Here is a 3,153-nt window from a genome sequence, read left to right as displayed (position 1 = left end):
CACGGAGCCTTAGATTTTCACTCCGCAGCGGTCGGACAGAACAACGAACCCCACCGCTCCCCTTCCTGACGGCTCACCGCCTCCCGCACAAAGCGTCCTGTTACTCCCCTAAACAGCAATTTATTTTATCAAAATTTAATCCCCACCCATATTGCATCTTCCCCAAACCTATGTTATACTCACACTCAAAAATCAACTTTCCATTTACTAATGGAAATACAAATCATTTAATAGGAGGTTTTTGCATCATGGACTCAGGTGACCCTGACGCGACAAGTATTCTTTTACAACTTTTGTTTCTGGTATTTTTAACTTTGGTGAACGCCTTTTTTGCCGGGGCAGAGATGGCGGTGGTTTCCGTTAATAAGAACAAGATACGGAAGCTGGCTGAGGAGGGAAACAAAAAGGCACTTCTCATTCAAAATCTTTTTGAGGACTCTACAAAGTTCCTCTCCACGATCCAGGTAGCTATCACTCTGGCAGGCTTTTTCTCCAGTGCTTCTGCTGCCACGGGTATTTCCCAGGTGCTTGGCGGCTGGCTGTCAAAATATGGGATACCTTACAGCGGTACAATTGCTGTTGTGGTCGTGACGATCATTCTTTCTTATTTCACTCTTGTTTTTGGAGAACTTGTACCTAAGAGAGTTGCTTTGCAGAAAGCTGAGGCTTTTAGTCTTGCTGTAGTAAAGCCTATTTACGCGATCTCAAAGATCCTCTCACCCTTTATCAGGCTGCTCTCCTTATCGACTAACGGATTTCTGCATTTGATCGGGATGAAGACTGAAAATCTGGAGGAAGCTGTCTCTGAGGAAGAGATTAAGGCGCTTCTTGAAACAGGAAGTGAAGCCGGAGTGTTTAACGAGATTGAAAAAGAGATGATCAATTCCATATTTTCATTTGACGACAAAACTGCAAGGGATATCATGGTCCCCCGGCGTGAGGTGTTTGCTATAGATATAGACGAACCTTTCGGGGATAATATCGATGCCATCCTGGAATCCAGACATTCCAGAATCCCTGTTTATGAGGAGACGATTGACAATATCATCGGAATCCTCCACATGAAAGATTTTATGCTTGAAATGAGAAAGACTGCTTTTGCGGACATGGATATCCGTACCTTGCTGAACGAGCCGTTTTTTGTACCGGACAGCAAGAATACTGATGAACTTTTTCTGGAGCTGCAGAAATCCCGCAACAGGATGGCTGTCCTGATCGACGAATACGGCGGTTTCTCAGGTATCGTCACAGTTGAAGACCTTGTAGAAGAGATTGTGGGTGATATCAGCGATGAACACGATGAAGAAGTTATTGAATTTGAGAAGATAGATGAAAACACTTATATCATTGACGGTTCTGTACTGATAGATGAGGTGAATGAGAAATTCCATCTGAAGCTGGAACCCGAAAATTATGATACTCTTTCAGGATTTCTGATTGAACAGCTTGGTTATATCCCTTCTGAATCAGAACATCTCACCATCTCTGATAAAGGAGTAAGCTTTCAGATCCTGGAAACGAAAGAAAAACGTATACGAAAGGTCAGACTTAACCTGATCTCCGAAGCGTCTTCCGATCTGTCACTGGCAGGCGTTTCATAACAGCTTACAACAGATAATAACTCGTTGGAAATGCCCCCTTCCGGCCAGGCAGGCTATGATGCTTACCTGACAGGATGGGGGCATTTTTCCGGCTGCTTCCGAAACAGCATAGACAGCTGTACCTGTCGCAAGAACATGATGGAGACAATGGATCTCCCCTCAAAAACTTCTGCTAAAAGTGATTTTAAAAAGTAGTATTTTCACCTTGACATTTCCCCTGCACTTACTTATAATTTCATTATAAAGTATTATAATATAAAACACAGTTTTGTATTATGGAACTATTTTCATTTAAAATACTCTGCATGATAAGTCCAATTTATTTATGGAAATCGTTCCACCCAAAGTGTTTCATTAAAAATAAGCCGGAACGGCGGAATAATCAGGGGGATTCAATTATGGATAACAAGAAAAAGGAATTTGATCTGCTTTCACTGGGAGAGCTTTTGCTTCGTCTCTCTCCCGTAGGTAATGAACGACTCTCCAGAGGGGACACTCTCCAGAAACAGATGGGCGGTGCAGAGTTGAATGTAGTGTCCGGCGCTTCACTCTTAGGACTTCGCACCGGAATCATTTCCAAGCTGCCCTCTAACAACATTGGTACCTTTGCTAAAAACCATGTCCGCTTTCTGGGCGTCAGCGATGACTATCTGACTTATGACAATGACAGAGATGCCAGGCTTGGCATCTACTATTACGAAAATGGCGCTTATCCCCGCAAACCAGGCGTAGTGTACGACAGGATGAATACTTCCTTCTGCAAGATCAAGGCAGATGATTATCCGGACAGCCTCTACACTTCTGCCAGATGCTTCCACACTACCGGCATCACTCTGGCTCTCTGTGAGCAGACAAAAGAGACTGCCGTTGAAATGATGAAACGCTTCAAGGCAGCCGGCGCTCTTATTTCATTTGATGTAAATTTCCGCGCTAATCTATGGAGCGGCCCGGAAGCAAAAGAGTGCATTGAATCCATCCTGCCCTATGTAGATATATTCTTCTGCTCCAAGGACACTGCTGAACTGACCTTTTTAAAGACAGGAAGCCTTCATGAGATCATGCGCTCTTTTGCAAAGGAATATCCGCTGTCCATTATAGCATCCACCCAGAGGACCGTCCACAGCCCTAAAAAACACACATTCGGTTCCGTTATATACGATGCAAAGCAGGATATTTTCTATGAGGAGGAACCTTACCGGAATATAGACGTAGTGGACCGCATCGGCAGCGGAGACGCATATATCTCAGGTGTTTTGTACGGACTTCTGTCCCACGGCTTCGATTGTCAGAGGGCTCTTGAGTACGGCAATGCCACCAGTTCCACAAAGAATACGATCCCCGGTGACCTGCCGTCCTCAGACCTGACTGAAATCGACAGAATTATACGCAATCATAAAACCAGCAATTCACTTGAGATGGACAGATAAATTGCTGTTTAATGGAGTAACAGGACGCTTTGCGCGGAAGGAAGTGAACCGTCAGGAAGGGGAACGGTGGGGTTCGTTGTTCTGTCCGACCGCTGCGGAGTGAAAATCTAAGGCTCCGTGCCCCG

The 3,153-nt window shown here is 44.7% G+C and carries 2 protein-coding genes; both read left to right on the top strand.

Annotation, left to right across the window (positions count from 1 at the left end; translation table 11 throughout):
- Nucleotides 1-248: 248 nt before the first annotated feature.
- Nucleotides 249-1,601 (top strand): hemolysin family protein, encoded by a 1,353-nt coding sequence (locus tag NSB28_RS24585; RefSeq protein ID WP_109625677.1) that lies wholly within the window; start codon nt 249-251, stop codon nt 1,599-1,601.
- 398 nt (nt 1,602-1,999) lie between these two features.
- Entirely contained in the window at nt 2,000-3,028 is a 1,029-nt protein-coding gene (locus tag NSB28_RS24580) for a sugar kinase (RefSeq protein ID WP_109625676.1), read from the top strand.
- The last annotated feature ends 125 nt before the right edge of the window (nt 3,029-3,153 follow it).

It is taken from the genome of Murimonas intestini, from assembly GCF_024622195.1.
GTDB lineage: Bacteria > Bacillota > Clostridia > Lachnospirales > Lachnospiraceae > Murimonas > Murimonas intestini.
Note: the sequence above shows the minus strand (reverse complement) of the source record. Positions and strands in the feature narration are given on the sequence as shown.

Bases quoted from the DNA above. Each gene is read 5' to 3' on its own strand.
- NSB28_RS24585 (WP_109625677.1), top strand. From the start codon at position 249: ATGGACTCAGGTGACCCTGACGCGACAAGTATTCTTTTACAACTTTTG.
- NSB28_RS24580 (WP_109625676.1), top strand. From the start codon at position 2,000: ATGGATAACAAGAAAAAGGAATTTGATCTGCTTTCACTGGGAGAGCTT.